Raw genomic sequence first — 21,536 nt, 5'->3', positions numbered from 1 at the left:
ACCGCCCGGGCGCCGGGGCCGGCGAACCCTCTCCCGCCGGTCCCGGCCCGGGCCCTCTCACCTCACTGGAGTGATCCGTGACTCTCCGTAACGTGCTGGCCGCGGGGCTCCTGCTCGGCGTGGCGGCCTGCGGCGGCGGCAAGGCCGCCACCCCGGCGACGGCGGCCGGGGGCGGGACCCTGACGATCCTGTCCAACCAGGACTTCTCCCACCTGGACCCGGCCCGCAACTGGACGATGCCCCAGATGGACTTCGGCATCCGGCTGCTCTACCGCACCCTCACCACCTTCAAGGCGGGCAGCCACGAGATCGTCCCGGATCTGGCCACCGACCTGGGCACCGCCTCCGAGGGCGGCAAGGTGTGGACCTTCACCCTCAAGGACGGCGTCAAGTACGAGGACGGCACCCCCGTCACCGCGAAGGACATCAAGTACAACGTGGAGCGTTCCTTCGCCCCCGAACTGCCCGGCGGCCCCAACTACGCCCAGCTCTACCTGGCCGGCGCCGACGGCTACAAGGGCCCGCTGAAGGGCCGGCACCTGGACTCGATCGAGACCCCGGACGACCGGACCATCGTCTTCCGCCTCAAGCGGCCGGTCGCCGAGTTCTCCTCCACGGTGACGCTGCCGACGTTCGCGCCGGTGCCGGCCGCGAAGGAGACCGGCGCGCAGTACGACAACCGGCCCTTCTCCTCCGGGCCGTACAAGATCGAGCGCTACGACCGGGGCAAGGAGATGGTCCTGGTGCGCAACCCGCACTGGTCGGCGGCCACCGACCCGGTGCGCAAGGCCGCGCCCGACCGCATCGTGGTCAAGCAGGGCCTGCGGCAGGGCGTGATCGACGACCGGCTCATCGAGAGCAGGGGCGAGGACGCCACCTCGATCGCCTACACCGACGTCAGCGCCGCCAGCCTGGCCAAGATCCTGCCCCGGCCGGACGTGAAGTCCCGGTTGGTCAACGCCATGTCGGGATGCACCGACATGATCGGCTTCAACACCTCCAAGCCGCCCTTCGACGACCTGAAGGCCCGGCAGGCGGTGCACTTCGCCCTGGACAAGCAGGCGCTCCAGACCGCCGCCGGCGGCCCGGCCATGACCTCGATCGCCACCTCCTACCTGCCGCCGGCCCTGTCGGGCGGCACGCCGCAGGACGTGTTCCACCTCCCGCCGACCGGGGACGTCGAGAAGGCCAAGGCCCTGCTGGGCGGCAAGGCGCTGAACGTGCGGATGACGATCTCGACCGGCGACAAGGCGCTCGGCGAGGCCGTGCAGGCGTCGCTGAAGCGGGCGGGCGTCGAGGTCGTGCTCACGCCGGTCGATCCCTCGGTCTACTACGACACCGTCGGCGACACCGCCAAGACGCCCGACCTGTTCACCTACGGCTGGTGCCCCGACTACCCGTCCGGGGCGACGTTCCTGCCGCTGCTGTTCGACGGGCGCACGATCGTCGAGAAGGGCAACTCCGGCAACGTCTGGCAGTTCCGCGACGAGGCGGTGCAGAAGCGCATCGACGAGATCCAGGCCATGAGCGATCCGAAGGCCGCCGAAGCCGCCTGGGTCGACCTCGACCGGCAGGTCATGCAGTCCTCGCCGGCGGTGCCGTACGCGTGGGACCGCAAGCCGATCCTGGTCGGCAAGGACGTCTCCGGCGCGGTGGGCCATCCCGTCTGGTCCGGGCAGCTCGACTTCGCCGTCCTGGGGGTGAGGCAGAAGTGAGGAACGGCTACCCCGGATACCGGCGGAGCCGGACATGACGGCGACGGTCGTCACGGCGGGCCCGCCCGCCCGGCTGGTCAGGAAGCGCCTGCTGGGCGGCGCCGCCACCCGCTTCGCGCTGGTCGTGGTGACGGTCCTGGTGCTGGTCGCGCTCGCCGCGCCGCTGCTCACCAAGCTGAACGGCTGGCCGCCGGACGCCTTCGACCCCTCCGCGATCGACCAGGAGCTGGCGGGCGTGCCCAAGGGGGCGCTGGGCGGCGTCAGCGGCGAGCACTGGCTCGGCGTCGAGCCCGTCAACGGCCGCGACGTGTTCAGCCGCGTCGTCTACGGCGCCCGCGTCTCGCTGATGGTCTCCACCCTGGCCACGCTGGTGTCGGTGCTGCTCGGCACCGTGCTCGGGCTGCTGGCCGGCTACCTCGGCGGCTGGGCGGACGCGGTGATCAGCCGGACCATGGACCTGCTCATGTCGTTCCCGAGCCTGATCTTCATGATCGCCCTCATCTCGGTCATGCCCGACGGCGACCGGATGGTCCTGCTGGTGTGTGTGATGGGCGGGTTCGGCTGGCCGTACATCGGGCGGATCGTCCGGGGGCAGGCGATCTCCGTCAAGCACCGCGAGTACGTGGACGCCGCCCGGGTCGGCGGCGCGCTGAACGGCGTCATCGTCTTCCGCGAGATCATGCCCAACATCACCGCGCCGATCCTCGTGTACGCCACGCTCGCGGTGCCCGCCAACATCGGCACCGAGGCGGCGCTGTCGTTCCTCGGCGTCGGGGTGCGCCCGCCGACCGCGTCCTGGGGGCAGATGATCCAGGAGGCGATGCTCTGGTACGAGGTCGACCCGATGTACCTTCTCGTCCCCGGCACCTGCCTGTTCCTGACCGTGCTCGCCTTCACCCTCCTCGGTGACGCCCTGCGCGACGCCGTCGACCCGAAGGGGGCGGCACAATGACGTCGTACCTGGCCAGACGGGCCCTCGCGGTCGCCGGCGTGCTGCTGGTGATCTGTGCGGTGACCTTCGTGATCTTCTACGTGCTGCCGTCCGACCCGGCGGTCCAGGCGTGCGGCAAGACCTGCACGCCCGAGCGGGTCGCCGAGGTGCGCGCGCAGATGGGGCTGGACCGGCCGCTGTGGGAGCAGTTCGGCGGCTACGTCGCGGGCATCGTCGCCGGGCGCCCCGGCTGCCACGTGCCCTGCCTCGGCTTCTCCTACCAGAACGCGCTGCCGGTCTGGGACCTGCTGATCGACCGGCTCGGCGCCAGCGCGTCCCTGGCCGTCGGCGCGGCCCTGCTGTGGCTGGCCGTGGGCGTCACGGTCGGGGTGGTGTCGGCGCTGCGCCGGGGGAGCGCCCTGGACCGGACGCTGATGATCGCCACGCTGACCAGCGCGTCCCTGCCGGTCTACTTCGTGGCGATGGTGCTGCTCCTGCTGGCGGTACGGGTGACCGGGCTGCTGCCGTACCCCGCGTACGTGCCGCTCACCGACGACCCCGCCGCCTGGGCCGGCAACCTGATCCTGCCCTGGGTCACGCTGGCCGCGCTCTACGCCGCCATGTACGCCCGGCTCACCCGGGCGCAGATGATCGAGACGATGGCCGAGCCGTACATCAGGACGGCCCGCGCCAAGGGCCTGCACGAGCGGACGGTCGTCGCCAAGCACGGCATGCGCGCGGCCATGACGCCGGTCGTCACCGTCTTCGGCATGGACCTGGGCGGCCTGCTGGCCGGCGCGATGATCACCGAGACCGTGTACGGCCTGCCCGGCGTCGGCCGGCTCGCCTACGACGGCATCGTCAAGTCCGACCAGCCCGTGATCCTCGGCACGACGCTGCTCGCGGCCTTCTTCATCGTGCTGGCCAACCTGCTGGTGGACCTGGTCTACGCGGTCATCGACCCCAGGGTGAGGTACTCGTGATCCTTTCCGTGCGCGACCTGTCGGTGAGCTTCGGCGACGTCCGGATCGTGGACGGCGTGTCGTTCGGCGTCGAGCGGGGACGGACCCTGGGCGTCGTCGGCGAGTCCGGCTCCGGCAAGTCCGTGACCGCGCTGTCGCTGCTGGGGCTGCACCGCCGGGCGACCGTCGCCGGGTCGATCGAGCTCGACGGGGAGGAGCTCGTCGGGGCCCCGGCCGAACGGCTGCGCCGGCTGCGCGGCAGCGCGGTGTCGATGATCTTCCAGGATCCGCTGTCGTCGTTGCACCCCTTCTTCACCGTGGGGGAGCAGATCGCCGAGGCGTACCGGCTGCATCGCGGGGCCGGCCGGCGGGCGGCCCGCGAGCGGGCGGTCGAGATGCTGGCCGAGGTGGGCATCCCGGAGCCGCGGCGGCGCGCCGGGGAGCATCCGCACCGCTTCTCGGGCGGCATGCGGCAGCGCGCGATGATCGCGATGGCGCTGGCCTGCGAGCCGGGCGTGCTGATCGCCGACGAGCCGACGACGGCGCTCGACGTGACCGTCCAGGCGCAGATCCTCGACCTGATCGCGCGCATCCAGCGGGAGCGGGGGCTCGCGGTCGTCCTGATCACCCACGACCTGGGCGTGGTGGCGCGCATGGCCGACGACGTCCTGGTCATGTACGGCGGCCGGACCGTGGAGCACGCCCCCGCCAGGGAGATCTTCAAACGGCCGCTGCACCCGTACACGCGGGCCCTGCTGGACTCGGTGCCGGGCGCGCCGCCGCCGGACGCGCTGACCGGCGCGGCGGCGGCCCCCGGCCGGGCGCGGCTGCGGGCGATCGCGGGGGCGCCGCCCTCGCTGCTCGCGCCGCCGCCGGGCTGCCGGTTCCACCCGCGCTGCCCGGCCGCCCTGGACGTCTGCGCGACCACGCGCCCGCCGCTCACCGGCGACCCCCACCGGGTCGCGTGCCACCTGGAAGGAGCCGACCACTGATGCTCTCCGTGCGCGACCTGCGGATGACCTTCTCCGGACGCCGCGGGCAACGGGTCCGGGCGGTGGACGGCGTGAGCTTCGACGTGCCGGAAGGCCAGGCGCTCGGCCTGGTCGGGGAGTCGGGCTGCGGCAAGTCCACCACCGGGCGCATGATCGTGCGGCTGCTGGAGCCCACCGGCGGGACCGTCACCTTCGACGGCCACGACATCACCCATCTGGGCCCCCGGGCCCTGCTGCCGATGCGCGGCCGGCTCCAGATGATCTTCCAGGACCCGTACGCGTCGCTCAACCCGCGCCACACCGTCCGGCAGATCGTCGCCGGGCCGCGCCGGACGGTGGACCGGGACGGCGTGGTCGAGCTGCTCCGGCTCGTCGGCCTGGACGCCGAGCACGCCGACCGCTACCCCCACGAGTTCTCCGGCGGCCAGGCGCAGCGGATCGGCATCGCCCGCGCGCTCGCCTCCAGGCCCCGTCTGGTGGTCTGCGACGAGCCGGTCTCGGCGCTGGACGTGTCCATCCAGGCCCAGATCGTCAACCTGCTCGCCGACCTGCGGGCCGACCTCGGGCTCGGCTACCTGTTCATCGCGCACGACCTGTCGGTGGTGCGGCACATGTGCGAGACGGTCGCCGTCATGTACCTGGGCCGGATCGTGGAGACCGGCTCGTCGGACACCGTCTACTCCGACCCCGCCCACCCCTACACGCGCACGCTCCTGTCGGCCGTGCCGGTGCCCGATCCGGAGGTGGAGGCCACGCGGGAGCGCATCGTCCTGCACGGCGACCCGCCCAGCCCACTCGCGCCGCCGCCCGGCTGCACCTTCCATCCCCGCTGCCCGAAGGCGCAGCCGTTGTGCCGGACCGAGCCGCCCATGCTCACGACGGTGAGGGGACGGCAGGTGAGCTGCCACTTCCCGGAGGAGTGAGCGGGCTCGCGTAGAGATCCCGAAGGGCGGCGGCGGCCGGCCCGGGCTCATTCGGGGGCGACCGGCGTGACGTAGACCTCGCGGATCTCCGGACGCCGCCGCAGCCGTTCCTCGACCGCGGCCATGGCCCGCTCGGCCCGGGGAAGGTCGGTGGCCGAGGCGAGGGTCACCCGGGCGGCCACCATGACCTGGTGGGGCCCGACGATCACAGCGATCACCCCGCGCACCCCCGTGACGTCCGGCACCTCGACGATCGCGCGGCGGATGCGGGCCAGGTCGGCGGCGTCCACGCTGGGCGCGGCGATGAGGTTCTGGTTGAGCCGCAGCAGCAGGCCCGAGACGGCGACCAGCAGGACCCCGATCAGCACGCTGCCCAGCGAGTCGAAGACCTCGTTCCCGGTCGCCTGGTGCAGCGCGAGGCCGGCCACCGCGATCGGGCCGCTGACCACGGCCGCCGCGTTGGCCAGGGTCACGGTCTTGGCAGCCGGGTCGCTGCCGGCCAGCAGCTCCGCCCACAACGACCGGCCGGTGACCGTGGCCCGCGCGCCGAGCGCCCGTACCGAGACGACCAGGGCCCACCCGTCGCTGACCGTGATCAGCACGATCACCAGGTAGCCCAGCGCGTACGAACCGCCCGAGGCCGACGGCTCGCCCAGGCCCTCCACGATCGAGGCGACGCCCCCGCCCACGAACAGTCCCACGGCGGCGAACAGCGACCAGAAGAAGATCTCCTGGCCGTAGCCGAGCGGGTGCCGCTCGTCGGGCGGGCGCGCCACCCGCGACAGCCCGATGAGCAGGAACACCTCCACCCCGAAGTCGGCCACGCTGAACATGGCCTCGGCGTACAGGATGGCCGAGCCGGTGACCGCCGCCAGGACCCCGAGGACGACGGCCTGCGCCCCCACGACCACCATCGTGACGATCACGCTGGTCCGGCTGCTGGGCTGCGCGCTCATGACGGCACGACCTCCCGGCCGGCGGTCATCGCTTCGGTGTCACCCGTACGACGGCACGGCCGCGGTCGAAGGAGAGGAAGCGCAGGACGACGTCGTTCAGGGTGAGCGTGGTGACGCCCCGGATGTAGCCCGAGCAGCCCCCGCCCTCGTCGAACTTGCAGGTGGACGCGCCGCCCTGCTCGCCCTGGGAGCTCATGTCCCCGGCCCCGGTGAAGTCCGCCTCCCACGTGACCTTGTCGCCCTGGACGCTCGCGACGGCGAACCGGGAGACCCCGTGACGCTGTCCGAACTTCAGGACGTCGCCCGCCCGGAGGGTGACCTCGCACCGGGCGTCCGCGCACCCGCCGACCTCCCGCCCGCCCTCGCCCGCGGCGGCACCGGAGGACGACCCGTCCGGCGCGGACCCGTCCGGCGCGGATTCGGACGCGGCGGATCCGGGCGGCGCGGGCGCGGACGGCGACGTGCGCCCGGCCGTCCCGACGGGACCGGCGCATCCGGTCAGCGAGCAAGCCAGCAGGAGTACAAGCCACTTGACCATGGCAAACACCCTAGGCGCCGGGACGGACCCGGCCCCGGAGCCTCGCCCGGCGCGCCGCCGCACGTGCTCACCGAGTGACGCGCAGAGCCCACTCGACCGAGTCCGGAGCCTGGACCCGTACCGTCAGGGTCCTCCCGCGGCCCAGGTCGAGGCGGTTCATGACGGGGCACGGTGGTGGTCCCGGCTTCAACGCCAGGCAGGCGCAGGGCCTCATGACCAGGTGAGGGCGGGCCGGTCGCGAATGGAACGGGTCCGGAACGGGATGGAACGCCCTGTATTACGTGAGTCATTCGTCGGAGTCCTTGATACCCGCCGGCCACACCGGCCACGTCAGCGGGCGGCGCCGTTCTCCGGTGTCGTCGTTGGCGTTGCTCATCGCCGGTCAGGGGTTCTCCGGGTTCGGCGACCAGTTCTTCGTCGTCGCCCTCCCGGGGATCGTGCTGCTGCGGCACGGCACCGCGACCCTCGGCACGGTGCTGACCGTCTACGGCGTCTTCCGGTTGATCGGGCTCATGCTCGGCGGCCCGCTCGCGGACCGCTGGGCGCCCAGGCCGGTCATGCTGGCGGCCGACCTCGTGCGGGCCCCGGCCGCCGGGCTGCTGTGCGCCCTGGCCTGGGACGGCGCGGACCGGCTCTGGGCGCTGGCGGCGGGCACGGCGGTGCTCGGCCTGGCCGGGGGCGCCTTCCTGCCGGCGAACTTCTCCGTCATCCCCGACATCGTCGAGGAGTCGCGGGTCCAGAGCGCCAACAGCCGCAACTACGCGACCGCGCAGGCCGTCGCGCTGACCGGGCCCGTGGTCGCGGGCGTGTTCGTCGCCCGTCTGGGCCCTGGGCCGGCGCTCGCCGTGGACGCGGCCTCGTTCGCGGTGTCGGTGGCGACCCTGTGGTTCGTCCGGCCGCGCCCCGGCCGGGTGCGTCCGGAGCGGGGGCGCGGCGGGCCCGGCATGTGGGCCGTCGTGCGCGGGTTCCCGCTGTTCAGGGCCATCCTGACGCTGGCCGCCGTCGGCAATCTCGGGTTCGCCGGGATCCTGGAGGTCGGGTTGCCGGCGCTGCTGCACGAGAGCGCGCCGGCCACGTTCTCCACCGCGTACGGGATCGTGCTGGGGGCCTTCGGGCTCGGCGCGCTGGCGGGCAGCGTCGCGGCGGGCCTGCTGCCCGCCCCGCGCAACCCGGTACGGGCGGCGGTGCTCCTGATGCTCCCGCAGGCCGCGCTGCTCGGCGCGGTCGGCCTGGCCGAGGGCCGGGTCTGGCCCGCGGCGCTCTTCCTCGGCGCGGGCGCGGCGAACGCGGCGGGCAACGTGCTGCTGATCACCGTCGTGCACACCACGCTGCCCGCGGCGGTGCGCGGGCGCGTGTCCGGGGCGCTGCTGATGGCCTCGTTCGGGCTCTTCCCCGTGGGCGCGCTGCTCGCGGGACTCCTGGCTTCCGCGGCCGGACCGAGGACGGTGTTCCTCTTCGGCGCCGCCCTCGTGACCGCGGCAGGCGTGGCCGGTCTCGTCTCCGGGCCGGTCCGGACATTCGCGAGAGGGGGTGAATCGCATGACGTACGAGATGAACGACCTGGGCACTGAGGCGCCGGTCGAGGTGAGCTGGATCATTTTCTGATCCCGGCGACAGGCCGCGGAAAGCGGCAGACAGCAAGAGGGCATCCGGGGGGTACGGCCGCCCCCCGGATGCCCGTCCGGCCATTTCCGACCCGACGACAAGGACGAAGGAAGATGCCCGATTCGCTCGACAGACTCATCCGCGTCAAACCCATCTACCCGGTGTACCGGCTGGACGGCACTCGGTTCCGGATCGGCGCCCAGGCAGGCGTCACCGTCGACTTCACCGACCCGTACGGACAACTCTGGACCCTCGTCGAGGCGCTCGACGGCACCCGGACGCTCGGCGAGGTCGCCGCGGCCGTGGGCCGGGCGCACCCGGGAATCGGCGTCGAGGACGTGCTCGGCGCCGTACGCGACCTGGACGGCCGCGGCTTCCTGGAGGACGCCCGCCCCAGCCCGTACGACGGCGGCGACGCGCGCCGCTACCAGGGCAACGTCAACTACTTCAGCCACTACGCCGGCCTGTCCGCCGCCCGCGAGCAGCCGCAGGACCGGCTGCGCGGCGCCCACTGCGTGCTGCTCGGCCTGGGCGGCGGCGGCTCGTACATCCTGCCCATGCTGCTGGCGGCCGGGTTCGGCCGGATCACGGCCGTCGACTACGACCGGGTCGAGCTGAGCAACCTGAACCGGCAGTTCCTCTACCGGGAGAGCGACCTCGGCGCGTACAAGACCGCGGTGGCCGCGCGGACGGCCAGGGAGGTGAACCCCGGCGTCGAGTTCGCCGCCGTGCAGCGCAGGATCGAGTCGGCCGCCGACGTCGCCCGGCTCGTCCGGGGCGCCGACGTCGCGATCTGCGCGATCGACGAGCCGCCGTTCGTCGCCCAGCGCCGGGTGAACGCGGGCTGCGTGCAGGAGGGGGTGCCGTACGTGTGCGGCGGCTCGTTCGTCACCCGGGGCCGGCTGTTCTCGGTGCGTCCGCACGAGACGGGCTGCATGGACTGCCTGCACCTGTACTACTCGCGCGCCGACCCCAGCTACCTCGCCCAGCTCGCCGGGGCGCTGCGGGCCGAGCACGGCCGGGTCACCCTCGCCTTCGCCCCGCACATCGCACTGATCGCCTCGCTGATCACCGGCGAGGCGATCCGGCTGGTCACCGGCCACGCCGAGCCGATCGCCCTGGGCCGCCAGCTCGACGTGCACTTCGAGACCGGCGAGCTGGAGGTCATGTCCCAGTGGCCGCGCGACCCGGACGGCTGCCCGGTCTGCGGCGACGGCGCCGACGCGGCCTCGTTCGCCGTGTGGGCGGAGGCGGAGAGCGGCTCGCCTATGCTTCGCTAGATGGACGTCATCCATCCCCCCAAACTCAAGGCGGGCGACATCGTCCGCGTCGTCGCGCCGGCCTGCTCGCGCGCGATGGTCATGGAGCACGACCACACCGCGCACATCGACGCCCGCTTCGCCGAGCTCGGCCTGACGCTCACCTACGGCCGCCACGTAGACGAGCGGGACGCCTTCCACTCCAGCAGCGTCGCCTCCCGCGTCGCCGACCTGCACGACGCCTTCGCCGACCCGTCGGTGGCGGCGATCCTGACGGTCATCGGCGGCTACAACTGCAACGAGCTCCTGCCGCACCTCGACTGGGAGCTGATCCGGGCCAACCCCAAGATCCTGTGCGGCTACTCCGACATCACCGCCCTGCAGAACGCCGTCCTCGCCCGCGCCGGGCTGGTCACGTACTCGGGGCCCCACTGGTCGACGTTCGGGATGCGCGACCACTTCGAGCAGACCCTGGAGTGGTTCGCCGCCGTCCTGTTCGGCGACGCGCCGGTCGAGCTGGGGGCGTCGAAGTACTGGACCGACGACCTGTGGTTCCTCGACCAGGACGGGCGCGAGCCGATGCCCAACGAGGGCTGGTGGCCGCTGCGGCCCGGCGCCGCCGAGGGGCGCGTCGTCGGCGGCAACCTCTGCACCCTGAACCTGCTGCAGGGCACGCCGTACATGCCGTCACTCGACGACGCGCTGCTGATCGTGGAGGACGACCTGGAGTCCCACCCGGCGATCTTCGCCCGCAACCTCACCTCGCTGCTCCAGCTCCCGGGCGCCGAGACCGTCCGCGGCCTGGTGATCGGGCGGTTCCAGCAGGCCAGCCGGATGACCCGGGACCTGCTTGAGCAGATCGTCGAGACGCAGCCGGGGTTGCGGGACGTCCCCGTCCTGGCCAACGTCGACGTCGGCCACACCAACCCGCTGGCCACCTTCCCGGTCGGCGGCCGGGCCCGCCTGACGGTCGGCCCGGAACCGTCGCTGACCCTCGTACGCCACTGACCCTCGATCGACCGGTGCCCCTCGATCGGCCGGTGACCCGCCGCTAGGACGCGGCGGCGGGCTCGCGGCGCGGGGCCGTGGCCTCGGCCAGGGCCCTGCGCTCGGCCTCGACCAGGGTGCGGCAGCGCGCCGCCTCGGCCTCCACCCGGGCCTCGTCCCAGCCGAGCAGCCCCGCCATCAGCCGCGCCACCACCGGGGCCGCGTCGAGCGCGGCGGGGATCGCCTCGATGAGCATCCGGGTCCGGCGCGACAGGACGTCCTCGGCGTGCAGCGCGCCCTCGTGCGTGACGGCGTACACGACCTCGGCCCTGATCCACGGGCACCCCTCCACCAGCGCCTCGCCGAGCGAGCGGTCGTCGTCGACCAGGGCGAGCACCTCCATCGCGAGCGTGCCGTAGCGCTGGACGAGATGCTCCACCACGTCGGCGTCCACGTCGTGGTCCTCGGCCAGCCGCCGCACGGACGCGCGCACCGCCGGCAGCCCGTCCGCGCCGATCAGCGGCAGCCGGTCGGTCACCGACTCCGGCACGTCGAAGCCCTCCAGCGCCGCGTCGACCACGTCCTTGGCCATGACCCGGTACGTGGTGAACTTGCCCCCGGCGATCGTGGCCAGGCCCGGCGCCGGCACGTCCACGACATGCTCGCGGGACAGCTTCGTGGTCGCCGAGCTCTCGTCGGCCGCCACCAGCGGGCGCAGGCCGACGTAGACGCCCACCACGTCGTCACGGGTCAGCGGCCGGGCCAGCACGGCGTTGGCGCGGTCGAGGATGTAGTCGATGTCCTCGCCGGTGGCGGCCGGCTCCTCGCGGTCGCCGTCGTACTCGGTGTCGGTGGTGCCGACGATCCACCGCCGCCGCGTCCAGGGGATGATGAACAGCACGCTCTTCTCGGTCGGGATGATCATGCCGGTGGCCGAGTCGATGGCCTCGCCCGGCACCATGACGTGCACGCCCTTCGACATCCTGACCTTGAAACCGGCCGGCGCCGAGCCGGGCAACCCGTTGATCGGATCGGTCCACACGCCCGCGCACACCACCACGGCGTCCGCCCTGACGTCGAGGTCGCGGCCGGTCTCCTCGTCGTGCACACGGGCGCCGACGACGCGCTCGCTGCCCTGGTCGCGCAGCATCTCGACCACCCGCGTCCGGGTGGCGACCACGGCGCCGTGCGCGGCGGCCGTCCTGGCCAGGGTGAGGGTGAAGCGCGCGTCGTCCACCTGGGCGTCGAAGTAGATCATGCTGCCCGACACCGCGTCCGCGCGCAGGCCGGGCGCCATCCGGCGCGACTCCTTGACCGACAGGTACCGGTGCCGGGGCATCGGCCGGCGCATGCCCTCCAACGTGTCGTACAGGGTCAGCCCGGCCCCCACGTACGGCCGCTCGATGAGCCCGTGCTGCAGCGGATACAGGAACGTGACCGGCTTGACCAGGTGCGGGGCCAGCCGCGAGACCAGCAGGTCGCGCTCCTTCAGCGCCTCGCGGACCAGCTTGAAGTCGAACTGCTCCAGGTAGCGCAGCCCGCCGTGGATGAGCTTGCTCGACCTGCTCGACGTGCCGGCGGCCAGGTCGCGGCTCTCCACCAGCGCGACCCGCAGCCCGCGGGAGGCGGCGTCCAGCGCGGCGCCCGCGCCGGTCACGCCGCCGCCGATCACCAGCACGTCGAAGGACTGCTCCGCCAGCCGGTCGATGGCGGCCTGACGGTTCCTGGCGTCCATCGCCCCGGTCATGTTCATGGATCCCCCGAACAACACTTTGTGCTCAAACGCTCACGATCCGTATACGTTTCCCCGATCAGGGAATGGCACACAACGCCGACACCACGAAAGCGGGGACAGCGGTGGTCGAACGTGTCAAACGCCTGGAACTGGCCGGTGAGCTCATCGCCGAGTTCGCCGGCACGATGGTGCTCATCCTGTTCGGGGTGGGCGTCGTCGCCCAAGTGGTCGCGGCCGGCCTCGGCGATCACGACAGCATCGCCTGGGCATGGGGGATCGGCGTCGCGCTCGGCGTCTACGTCGCCGGCCGCATCACCGGCGCCCATCTCAACCCGGCCGTCACGCTGGCGTTCGCGACCTTCCGCGGGTTCCCGTGGGCCAAGGTGCTGCCGTACTCGCTGGCGCAGACCGTGGGGGCGTTCGTCGGGGCGCTGCTGGTGCGCTGGAACTACACCGAGGTGCTGAACAAGGTGGACCCCGGGCACACGCTGAAGACCCAGACCGTCTTCTCCACCCTGCCCGGCAACGGCACGCTCCCGGTCGGCGCCTGGGGCGGGTTCCGCGACCAGATCATCGGCACCGCCATCCTGATGTTCGTCCTGTACGCCCTGTCCGACTCGCACAACCTCGCGCCCGGCGCCAACCTCGGCCCGGTGGTCATCGGCCTGCTCATCGTCGGCATCGGCATGGCGTGGGGCGCCGACGCCGGCTACGCGATCAACCCGGCGCGCGACTTCGGGCCGCGCCTGGCCAGCTACCTCACCGGCTACTCCGGCGCCTGGCGCGACCAGTACGGCGACCTGTACTTCTGGGTGCCCATCGTCGGCCCCCTGCTCGGCGGCCTGGCCGGCGCCGGGCTCTACCAGCTCATGATCGCCCGGTTCCTCCCCGAGCCCGAGCCCGACATCGAGGACGCGGGCCGCGTCTGACCCGAACGGAGGAGAACGACCATGCCCGATTTCGTGGGGGCCGTCGACCAGGGCACCACCAGCACCAGGTTCATGATCTTCAATCACAGCGGCCTGGAGGTGTGCAAGTTCCAGCTCGAACACGAGCAGATCCTGCCCAGGGCGGGCTGGGTGGAGCACAACCCGATCGAGATCTCGACCAGGACCTCCGCGGTGATCGAGACCGCGCTCCAGCGCACCGGGCTGCACGACACCGACCTGGCCGCCGTGGGCATCACCAACCAGCGCGAGACCACGGTCGTGTGGAACCCGCGCACCGGCCGCCCGTACTGCAACGCCATCGTGTGGCAGGACACCCGCAGCGCCAGGATCGCCGCGCAGCTCGAACGGGACGGCCGCGGCGAGGTCATCCGCAGGAAGACGGGCCTGCGGCCGGACGCCTACTTCTCCGGCGGCAAGATCCAGTGGATCCTGGAGAACGTCGAGGGCGTGCGCCAGGCGGCCGGGCGGGGCGAGGCGGTCTTCGGCAACACCGACACCTGGACCCTGTGGAACCTCACCGGCGGCGCCCGCGGCGGCGTGCACGTCACCGACGTGACCAACGCCAGCCGCACCATGCTGATGGACCTGGAGACGCTGGAGTGGGACGACGAGCTGCTCTCCTTCTTCGACATCCCGCGCGAGATGCTGCCGGAGATCCGCCCGTCCTCCGAGCCCGCCTCCTACGGCACGACCAGCAGGTACGGCGCGTTCGGCGGCGAGGTGCCGATCACCGGCATCCTCGGCGACCAGCAGGCGGCCACCGTCGGCCAGGTGTGCTTCTCGCCGGGCGAGGCCAAGAACACCTACGGCACCGGCAACTTCATGCTCCTCAACACCGGCACCGACCTCGTACGCTCCGAGCGCGGCCTGCTCACCACCGTCGCCTACAAGTTCGCCGGCCAGCCGGCCGTGTTCGCGCTGGAGGGCTCGATCGCCGTGACCGGGTCGGCCGTGCAGTGGCTGCGCGACCAGTTGCACATCATCCGGTCCTCCGCGCAGAGCGAGGACCTGGCCCGGCAGGTGACCGACAACGGCGGGATCTACTTCGTCCCGGCGTTCTCGGGGTTGTTCGCGCCGTACTGGCGGCCCGACGCGCGCGGCGCGATCGTCGGCCTGTCCCGCTACAACAGGGACGCCCACCTGGCGCGGGCCACGCTGGAGGCCATCTGCTACCAGAGCCGGGACGTCGTGGAGGCCATGCAGCAGGACTCCGGCGTGGTGTTGGACGTGCTCAAGGTCGACGGCGGCGTCACCGCGAACAACCTGTGCATGCAACTCCAGTCCGACATCCTGGGCGTGCCGGTCAGCCGTCCCGTGGTGGCCGAGACGACCGCGCTGGGCGCCGCGTACGCCGCCGGGCTGGCCGTCGGCTACTGGAAGGACACCGACGAGCTGCGCGCCAACTGGGCCGAGGACCGGCGCTGGAACCCGGAGTGGACCGACGAGCAGCGCGAGAAGGGGTACGAGGGCTGGAAACGCGCGGTGAGCCGCACCCTCGACTGGGAGACCTGACCGCCGCCGAAGGCGCGCGACGCCCTTACCGTGCGCTTACCGGGGCGGCGCCCAGAATGAGGTCTCCAGCGGAAGGAGACAGCGTGGATTACCTCGACGGCGTGGAGTTCTCGCTGGACGTGCCGCCGGGCATCCCCGACGAGCCGGTGACGGTCTGGCGGCACCAGATCGAGATCCAGGCCGTCAAGCTGGACGAGCAGATCCTGAGCCGCATGATCCAGCAGTCCGTGCTGATCCTGCTGGGCATTCCCGGCCGCTGAGGCGCCCCGGCCCGGCCCCCGATCCGGGCGCGGGCCGCCTGCGGGGCGGGTCGATCACATGCCGGGCGGCGGGTACGCCTCCGGGTGCTCCTTCGGGTCGGGCATCTTGTCCCAGGACGGGTCGTCGATCACCTTGCAGGGCTTGGCCGGCCCGTCGACCAGGAAGCCGCTGAACTGCCACAGCACCCTGGGCTTCTCGGGGCCGGAGGTCTGGTCGCCGTTCTCGGTGAACTCCAGAACCGCGGTCTGCCCCGTCTTGATGCGCTTGGGGTCGATCCGTACCTGGCCGTCGCCCATCCGGAACGTCTTCGCGTTGGGGCTGTTCTCGATCGCCTCCCTGATCTTCTTCCGGACCGCGGGGTCCTTGCTCTGGAGCTCTTCCTTGGTGAAGGACGGGCCGGCGTCGGCGGGGGCGCGGTCGGGGGCGCAGCGGGTGCCGGGCTTGAGGTAGGAGACGTCGGAGGGCACGCCGAGCGCCGCCAGGTCCTTCTCCACCTGGCCGGGGTCGCGGAACTCGTTGATCCGCAGCGTGATCGTGCCGTCGGTGTTCTTGGTGAGCGCGTAGGCGGGGGCGTCCGAACCGTTGAGGAACGGCGTCACGACCGCCGCGGCGGCCGCGACGGCGGCCACCGCCGCGCCGGTGAGCAGGCGCCGCCTGGTGCGCCGGCGCCGGGCCTCGTTGCGGGCCTCGATCTCGGCTTTCAGTTCCATCAGTACGTGCTCCTTGAAGTTCATCGGATTCCTTCCATGACGAAGGGAGCCAGCTCCGGCACGTCCATGAGCGCGTGGCGGGCGCGGTGCAACCTGGCCCGGGCGGCTCCCTGCCGGATGCCCAGGGCGGTGGCGGCCTCGCTGATCGAGAGCTGGTCGATGACGACCAGTTCGAGCATCGCGCGGTCACCGTCGGGCAGTCCGGCCATGGCCTGGAAGGCCCGCCTGGCCAGGTTCTCGGCGTCGATCCGCGCCACGAGCTCGGCCACGTCGTCGGAGTCGAGATGCCGTCGGCCGCCGACGCGATCGACCAGCCGCGACTCCTTGTACGCCCGCCGCCGCTCGGCGGAGAGCGTGTTGCGCGCGACGCCGTACAACCAGGCGATCTCACTGCCGCGTCCGGGCCGGTAGGTGTGGGCGGAGTCGAGCACCGCCATGAACACCTCCGCCACCAGGTCGGCGGCCGTGTGGGGATCATCGACCCGGCGGGCGAGGAACGAGGTGACCGCATCGACGTGGCGCCGGTAGAAGGCTTCGAAAGCGTCCGGATCTGTGGCGATATCCGGCTGTTTGCGACGCACCGGCCGTGCTCCCTTCGTCGATTACACCCCTTCTTGGTCAGTAGCCGAGAAAACGTTATGAGAGCCGACAGAACAGACGCCCCGCGCCGTCTCTGACGACGCGGGGCGCGGTCTTGCTACGTTGCCCGGCATGGGCCACGGAAACAGGTCACTGAGCCGGGCGGACGTCACCACGGCGTTGGCCATGACCCTCGACGCCGCGGGCGCCGCCGTCCGCTACCGCCTGTGCGGCACGGGCGCGGCGCTTCTCCAAGGCGTCCCGCTGCCGGCCGGGGACATCGACCTCCTGATGCCCGGCCGGCCGGAGCTGCACGCGTTCGCCGCGGCCCTGGCGCCGTTCCCCTGCCTCCACGCCCCCGCCTGGATCCCGGAAAGCGACCAGTACTTCGCCAGATTCGCGGTGAACGGGGTGGAGGTCGAGCTCAGCACCGTCGAGCGGCAGGCCGGTTCGGACGCCCTGGAATGCGTCGGCGAAGGGCCGTGGCGGCATCACGTCCTGGTCGCGTGCGGTCCGCACCAGGTGCCGGCGGTCCGGCTGGAGATCCGGCTGGCCACCGAGCTCCTGCGTGACCGCGCCGACCGGTACGGCCCGCTCGTCGGCCACCTGCGCGCCCACGGCTTCGATCCCGGCCTGCTGCGCCGCGCGATGGACGCCGCCGGCGTCCCGGCCGCCCGCCGGCGTCCGATCCTGGAGGAGCTCCGGTGACGGACGCCGGGCTCAGGACCGCGAGAACTTCTTGAACAGGAAGAAGTAGAGCTTGATGTACTGCCCGACGAGGATGCCGTTGATGATGGTCCCCTCGCGGATGAACTGCGGGCCGCCCAGGAAGATCAGCCCGATCGCCGCGGAGACCACCAGCAGCGTGCAGTCGAAGCCGGTCTTGAGGTTGCCCCATTTGAAGCCGGTCCGCTTGAAGACCGTGTTGACGAACATGTCGACCGGCATGAGCACCAGGTTGGCCCGGATCATCAGGAACAGGCCGAACGCCAGCGTCGCGTCCGCGACCACCAGGAGGACGAACTTGGCGGCGTAGGCGTCCAGCGCGATCCAGCTCGTCAGCATCAGGTTCAGATCGAGGAACGTGGCCAGCACCAGGGCCGGGATCAACGCCAGGAAGTTCCTGAGTTTGAAGTCCTTCGGCAGGACGAGATAGGTCAGCAGCAACATCAGCAGCTCAAGGGCGAAGTTGAAGGTCCCCTGGCTGATCGAGGGGAAGACCAGGGTCATCGTCCGGGTGAGGCTGCTCTGCGGCGAGATGCCGATCCCCGCCCTGATGGCCAGGCTGACCCCCAGGGTCAGCAGGTAGATGCCGGCGCCGTAGGTGATCCAACGCCGCACCAGACTTCCGGTGTCGACGACTCCGGCCTCTTTTTCATGCTGTAGCACAGTTGCCTCCTTGGCTGTTAGCTGTTCCGGCCGGAGCCTGCCGGACGACGCGGTGTCCGCTTCTCAGAGCACGGCTCAGACCATGAACCCGAAGCGGTCGAGTGAGATGAACAGGGTCAGGAGCTTGTTGACGACCGGCTCGCCCTCGTTGTGGTTGCCCAGCTTCTCCAGGGCGGCGTCGATCGACCGGGTCGCGTCCACCAGCTCGGCCAGGCTCATGTCCGCCATCACGCCGTAGATGTCGAGCGGCAGCGCGGCCCGCACCTGCCCGTCCTCGGTCACGAGGCAGCCGCCGACGAAGGCGTCGAGCTGCCTGAGGTTGTCGCACATCTCGGCGCTGTCGCTGCCGACCACCACGAAATAGGCGAAGGGCGCGGGCCAGAACGTCGACACGGCGCCCCGGTCGATCGAGACCCCCTTGAACAGCCCGTTGACGACGTGCCGGGCGCCGTCCGCGTACCGCTGGACGACGGAGATGCGGTTCAGCCTGACACCGTCCACCTCGGGCACGACGGCGCCGTCCGCGAACGGCACCCAGACCTCCTGGGAGAACTTCAGGTGGCCGCGTCCGTAGACGTCGAAGAGCAGGACCTTCGCCCGGCTCCCGTCGGCGGAGATCTCGATGGGCGTGAGGTCGAGCTGTTCGGGAGCCAGGTCGGCGAGGCCGGGCCGGGGCTCCTGCACCATGACCGAATAGTCCAGATCGACCGGCTTGAGGAGCTTGCGGTCCTTGGCGACCAGCTCGCCGCCCTTGAACACGTACAGCGGGTTGATCTTCGACAGGCTGTCGGTCAGCACGATGTCGGCGAAGCGGCCCGGGGCGAGGGAGCCGAAGTCGTGGTCCATGCCGAAGGAGCGCGCGGAGTACAGCGTGCCCATCTTGATCGCCTGGATCGGGGGCAGGCCCATCTCGACGGCCAGGGAGATCACCCAGTCGATGTGCCCCTTGGTCAGCACCCGGTCGACCGAGATGTTGTCGGCGCACATCTGGAAGTTCTCGGCCGGCCAGCGGCGCTTGACGATGGCGCGCAGCATGGTCTTGATCACCTCGGGGCTGCCGACGCCGAACTTGATCTGGGTCTGGAAGCCGTACCGGATGCTCTTCTCGATGTCGTCCTCGTTCCAGACATCGTGGTTGTTGTGCGCGCCGATCGCGGGCATGTAGTTCAGCAACATGTCGGGCAGCGCCGTCACGCCCCAGTGGCTGTTCACGAAGCCGCCGTTGGCGCGGCCCAGGGCGGACTTGCGGAAGTCGTCCTCGTTGCCCGTCATGTAGGACAGGTGGGCGAGCTCGCCCAGCCCGATCACCGGGTCCATCTTCAGCATGGCGTCGGTGACCTCGACCGACGTCTTCTTGCCCGGCGCGAAGGCGTAGATCCGGTAGGGCAGCTTCTCGTAGTCCTTGAACAACGCCGCGGCGGCCTCGACCGCCTCGTCGCCGGCCGCGCTGGCGAAGTCCAGGGTCTCGGCGAAGATGGTGGTCGTGCCGCTCGGGACGATCGCCTCCCCGAACGCCGCCGGGTGGGCCAGCTGGGCGTCGAAGTGCAGGTGCGCGTCGATCAGCCCCGGGATCGCGTACAGGCCCTGGCCGTCGAACACCTCGCGGACCCGCACGATCGACTCGTCCGGGTTCAACGCGATGATCCGCTCGTTGTAGACGAGGATCGAACCCTGGAAGACGCTCTCGCTGTGCACATCCAGCACGCTGAGGTTGCGCAGCAGCAGGTCCGCCTCCCTCTCCCCGCTCAGGATGTCGAAGACCGCCCGCACGTGGTCGTAGTGGACCGAGACCCGGTCCGCCCCACCGGCCTGGCTCGTCTTCTCCTGCTGGAGCATGATTTCCTCGCTTCATTGCTGGGCTGTTGGATTCCGCTCGCGGAACGAGACCCGAGGACGCGGCTCCGGGATGCCGGCAGCCGGTCGCGGAGTTCAGCACAGGGCCGCCGTGGCCGTGTCGCTCGTACGCGCTGTGGCTATGAAATGGCACGGCACCGTTGCTGACAAGCAGCCGTTTTCGCACGGACTGTACTCTTTTTGCGCACGGTCCGGTTTTTGCGCACGCTCCAGCCCAGGGAGGCCCCCATGCTTCACTCACGCGTGCTGCACTACATCGACGAGGTGGCGCGGTACGGCTCCATCCGGGCCGCCGGCGCGAGGCTCCACGTCGCCCCGTCGGCCATCAACCGGCAGATCCTGCTCCTTGAGGAAGAGCTCGGCGAGCCCCTGTTCGAACGCCTGCCGCGCGGCATGCGGCCCACCCCGGCGGGCGAGGTCCTGCTCGCCCACGTGCGCAGGACGCTCCAGGAGTACCGCGAGGCCGTGACCGAGATCCGCGACCTGCAGTCACTGCCGAGCGGCGAGGTGGTGATCGCCACGATGACCGGCCTGGCCAGCAGCATCGTCTCCACCGCCACCGTGAACTTCCACGCCCGCCACCCCGAGGTGCGCATCTCCATCCGCGCACTGTCCACCCACGAGATCCTCCGCGCGGTGGCCGACAGCGAGGCCGACCTGGGCCTCGGATTCAACGTCCCGTCCTCGCCGCAGCTCCAACTGTGCTGGCAGATGGACACCCGGCTCGGCGCGGTCATCGCCCCCGCCCACCCGCTGGCCCGCCTGGAATCCATCCCCCTGGCCCAGTGCGCGGCCTACCCGCTCATCTTCGCCGACCGCTCGATGGTGATCCACGGCATCATCGCCGACACCTTCGCCGAGGCCGGCCTGAAGGTCGAGCCCGCCTTCCACACCAATTCGATCGAGACGATGAAACGCCTGGCCGCCGCGGGGGAGGCCATCGCCTTTCTCAGCAGGTTCGACATGGCCGAGGACCACCACAACGGAACCCTCGCCTTCCGCCCGGTGCGCGACCGCGCCTTCAGCAACAACATCCTGTCGCTCGTCCGCCGCGAGAAACACGGCCCAGGCCCCGCCGCCCTGCTGTTCGCCGAAGAAATCATCCAAACCCTGGAATCCGTGGCCCACCCACCCCTCTGACGAACTCGTCAGGGGCATTCGGCGCGCATGATCTCGTCCATGAAGCGGCCGAATTCGAGATCGTAATACACCCGCGCGATGGGCCAGACCTCCTGGAACTCCTTTATCTTCACGTCCGCCCGCATGATGCGCTGCCAGGTGAGCCATACGTCGTCCGGCATGAGCCCGTTCTTGCGGCTCAAATAGCAGCCCTCGAAGAGGTCGACCTTCCCGATCATGTACATGCGCCGGTTGTTCAGGTCGGGCGACTTCGTGCCGGAGAAGCCTCGCGTACTGAGCACCCAGGCCAGCAGCTTCGGGTCCTGGCGAAGGTGCGCGGTCCTGAATTCGTTCAGCCGGCCGACGAGACTGCGGTAGTCGCCGTATTGCATCGAGCGCGTGAGAGCCTGTGACTGGCGGGACACCAGTCGGAGCTGGAGAGTCGTGAGCACCAGGGCGACCACCACCCCTGAGAAGGACGCTATCTGCAACCAGTCCGACAATCGCATGACTCTCCCCTCGGCCCGCGACCACCCTTTTCCACCCATTAGCCGGTCAA

21 protein-coding genes are annotated in these 21,536 nt (G+C 71.2%); 13 read left to right on the top strand and 8 right to left on the bottom strand.

Annotation, left to right across the window (positions count from 1 at the left end; genetic code table 11):
* The first annotated feature begins 77 nt into the window (after positions 1–77).
* From ACFYUV_RS47065 to ACFYUV_RS47045, 5 genes are read left to right on the top strand one after another with little or no spacing between them, the layout of a single operon-like run.
* Positions 78–1,715 (top strand): ABC transporter substrate-binding protein, encoded by a 1,638-nt coding sequence (locus ACFYUV_RS47065; protein ID WP_387681645.1) that lies wholly within the window; start codon positions 78–80, stop codon positions 1,713–1,715.
* Positions 1,716–1,749: 34 nt separating this feature from the next.
* Positions 1,750–2,667 (top strand): ABC transporter permease, encoded by a 918-nt coding sequence (locus ACFYUV_RS47060; RefSeq protein ID WP_387681642.1) that lies wholly within the window; start codon positions 1,750–1,752, stop codon positions 2,665–2,667.
* The gene (locus tag ACFYUV_RS47055; RefSeq protein ID WP_358296429.1) at positions 2,664–3,629 is read left to right on the top strand and encodes an ABC transporter permease; all 966 of its coding nucleotides are present in this window, start codon (positions 2,664–2,666) and stop codon (positions 3,627–3,629) included. The genes ACFYUV_RS47060 and ACFYUV_RS47055 overlap by 4 nt, the downstream gene beginning before the upstream one ends.
* The gene (locus ACFYUV_RS47050; protein ID WP_387681639.1) at positions 3,626–4,600 is read left to right on the top strand and encodes an ABC transporter ATP-binding protein; all 975 of its coding nucleotides are present in this window, start codon (positions 3,626–3,628) and stop codon (positions 4,598–4,600) included. Before ACFYUV_RS47055 ends, ACFYUV_RS47050 begins: the two co-directional genes overlap by 4 nt.
* The gene (locus ACFYUV_RS47045) at positions 4,600–5,523 is read left to right on the top strand and encodes an ABC transporter ATP-binding protein (protein ID WP_387681636.1); all 924 of its coding nucleotides are present in this window, start codon (positions 4,600–4,602) and stop codon (positions 5,521–5,523) included. The genes ACFYUV_RS47050 and ACFYUV_RS47045 overlap by 1 nt, the downstream gene beginning before the upstream one ends.
* A gap of 47 nt (positions 5,524–5,570) precedes the next feature.
* On the opposite strand, the gene ACFYUV_RS47040 is transcribed toward ACFYUV_RS47045, so the two are convergent.
* Positions 5,571–6,479, bottom strand: coding sequence for a cation diffusion facilitator family transporter (locus tag ACFYUV_RS47040; protein ID WP_387681634.1), 909 nt, complete (start codon positions 6,477–6,479; stop codon positions 5,571–5,573).
* Between the two features lie 25 nt (positions 6,480–6,504).
* Positions 6,505–7,017, bottom strand: coding sequence for a hypothetical protein (locus tag ACFYUV_RS47035; protein WP_387681631.1), 513 nt, complete (start codon positions 7,015–7,017; stop codon positions 6,505–6,507).
* A 362-nt stretch (positions 7,018–7,379) separates the two neighbouring features.
* On the opposite strand from ACFYUV_RS47035, the gene ACFYUV_RS47030 reads away from it, so the two are divergent.
* The 3 genes from ACFYUV_RS47030 to ACFYUV_RS47020 all read left to right on the top strand — a co-directional run bounded on the left by ACFYUV_RS47030 (position 7,380) and on the right by ACFYUV_RS47020 (position 10,889).
* Positions 7,380–8,588, top strand: coding sequence for an MFS transporter (locus ACFYUV_RS47030; RefSeq protein ID WP_387681628.1), 1,209 nt, complete (start codon positions 7,380–7,382; stop codon positions 8,586–8,588).
* Positions 8,589–8,735: 147 nt separating this feature from the next.
* The gene (locus tag ACFYUV_RS47025; protein ID WP_387681625.1) at positions 8,736–9,902 is read left to right on the top strand and encodes a HesA/MoeB/ThiF family protein; all 1,167 of its coding nucleotides are present in this window, start codon (positions 8,736–8,738) and stop codon (positions 9,900–9,902) included.
* Entirely contained in the window at positions 9,903–10,889 is a 987-nt protein-coding gene (locus tag ACFYUV_RS47020) for a S66 peptidase family protein (protein WP_387681623.1), read from the top strand. It begins immediately after the preceding gene.
* Positions 10,890–10,932: 43 nt separating this feature from the next.
* On the opposite strand, the gene glpD is transcribed toward ACFYUV_RS47020, so the two are convergent.
* Entirely contained in the window at positions 10,933–12,621 is a 1,689-nt protein-coding gene (gene glpD / locus ACFYUV_RS47015) for a glycerol-3-phosphate dehydrogenase (protein WP_387681622.1), read from the bottom strand.
* 104 nt (positions 12,622–12,725) lie between these two features.
* On the opposite strand from glpD, the gene ACFYUV_RS47010 reads away from it, so the two are divergent.
* The 3 genes from ACFYUV_RS47010 to ACFYUV_RS47000 all read left to right on the top strand — a co-directional run bounded on the left by ACFYUV_RS47010 (position 12,726) and on the right by ACFYUV_RS47000 (position 15,325).
* A complete protein-coding gene (locus ACFYUV_RS47010; RefSeq protein ID WP_387681620.1) occupies positions 12,726–13,532 on the top strand; it encodes an MIP/aquaporin family protein in 807 nt (268 codons plus the stop codon).
* Positions 13,533–13,553: 21 nt separating this feature from the next.
* Positions 13,554–15,065 (top strand): glycerol kinase GlpK, encoded by a 1,512-nt coding sequence (glpK, locus tag ACFYUV_RS47005; protein WP_387681617.1) that lies wholly within the window; start codon positions 13,554–13,556, stop codon positions 15,063–15,065.
* A gap of 83 nt (positions 15,066–15,148) precedes the next feature.
* A complete protein-coding gene (locus ACFYUV_RS47000) occupies positions 15,149–15,325 on the top strand; it encodes a hypothetical protein (protein ID WP_387681614.1) in 177 nt (58 codons plus the stop codon).
* A gap of 54 nt (positions 15,326–15,379) precedes the next feature.
* On the opposite strand, the gene ACFYUV_RS46995 is transcribed toward ACFYUV_RS47000, so the two are convergent.
* Positions 15,380–16,036 (bottom strand): hypothetical protein, encoded by a 657-nt coding sequence (locus ACFYUV_RS46995; RefSeq protein WP_387681611.1) that lies wholly within the window; start codon positions 16,034–16,036, stop codon positions 15,380–15,382.
* Positions 16,037–16,056: 20 nt separating this feature from the next.
* Positions 16,057–16,617, bottom strand: a complete 561-nt coding sequence (locus ACFYUV_RS46990; protein ID WP_387681609.1) for an RNA polymerase sigma factor — start codon at positions 16,615–16,617, stop codon at positions 16,057–16,059.
* 130 nt (positions 16,618–16,747) lie between these two features.
* On the opposite strand from ACFYUV_RS46990, the gene ACFYUV_RS46985 reads away from it, so the two are divergent.
* A complete protein-coding gene (locus tag ACFYUV_RS46985; protein ID WP_387681606.1) occupies positions 16,748–17,323 on the top strand; it encodes a hypothetical protein in 576 nt (191 codons plus the stop codon).
* A gap of 12 nt (positions 17,324–17,335) precedes the next feature.
* Here ACFYUV_RS46985 and ACFYUV_RS46980 read toward each other — a convergent pair whose 3' ends face one another.
* Together ACFYUV_RS46980 and ACFYUV_RS46975 are read right to left on the bottom strand one after the other, a co-directional pair.
* Positions 17,336–18,004, bottom strand: coding sequence for a YitT family protein (locus ACFYUV_RS46980; RefSeq protein WP_387681603.1), 669 nt, complete (start codon positions 18,002–18,004; stop codon positions 17,336–17,338).
* A gap of 75 nt (positions 18,005–18,079) precedes the next feature.
* Complete coding sequence (locus tag ACFYUV_RS46975) at positions 18,080–19,840, bottom strand: adenine deaminase C-terminal domain-containing protein (protein ID WP_387681600.1); 1,761 nt, start codon at positions 19,838–19,840, stop codon at positions 18,080–18,082.
* Positions 19,841–20,086: 246 nt separating this feature from the next.
* On the opposite strand from ACFYUV_RS46975, the gene ACFYUV_RS46970 reads away from it, so the two are divergent.
* Positions 20,087–20,998 carry a LysR substrate-binding domain-containing protein gene (locus ACFYUV_RS46970; protein WP_352360897.1) on the top strand — a complete coding sequence of 304 codons (912 nt, stop codon included), beginning with the start codon at positions 20,087–20,089 and terminating at the stop codon, positions 20,996–20,998.
* 8 nt (positions 20,999–21,006) lie between these two features.
* Here ACFYUV_RS46970 and ACFYUV_RS46965 read toward each other — a convergent pair whose 3' ends face one another.
* On the bottom strand, positions 21,007–21,486 hold the full coding sequence (locus tag ACFYUV_RS46965) for a hypothetical protein (RefSeq protein ID WP_387681596.1): 480 nt from the start codon (positions 21,484–21,486) through the stop codon (positions 21,007–21,009).
* Positions 21,487–21,536: the final 50 nt, after the last annotated feature.

The sequence above is a fragment of the Nonomuraea sp. NPDC003560 genome, assembly GCF_042878785.1.
Classification (GTDB): domain Bacteria; phylum Actinomycetota; class Actinomycetes; order Streptosporangiales; family Streptosporangiaceae; genus Nonomuraea.
Note: the sequence above shows the minus strand (reverse complement) of the source record. Positions and strands in the feature narration are given on the sequence as shown.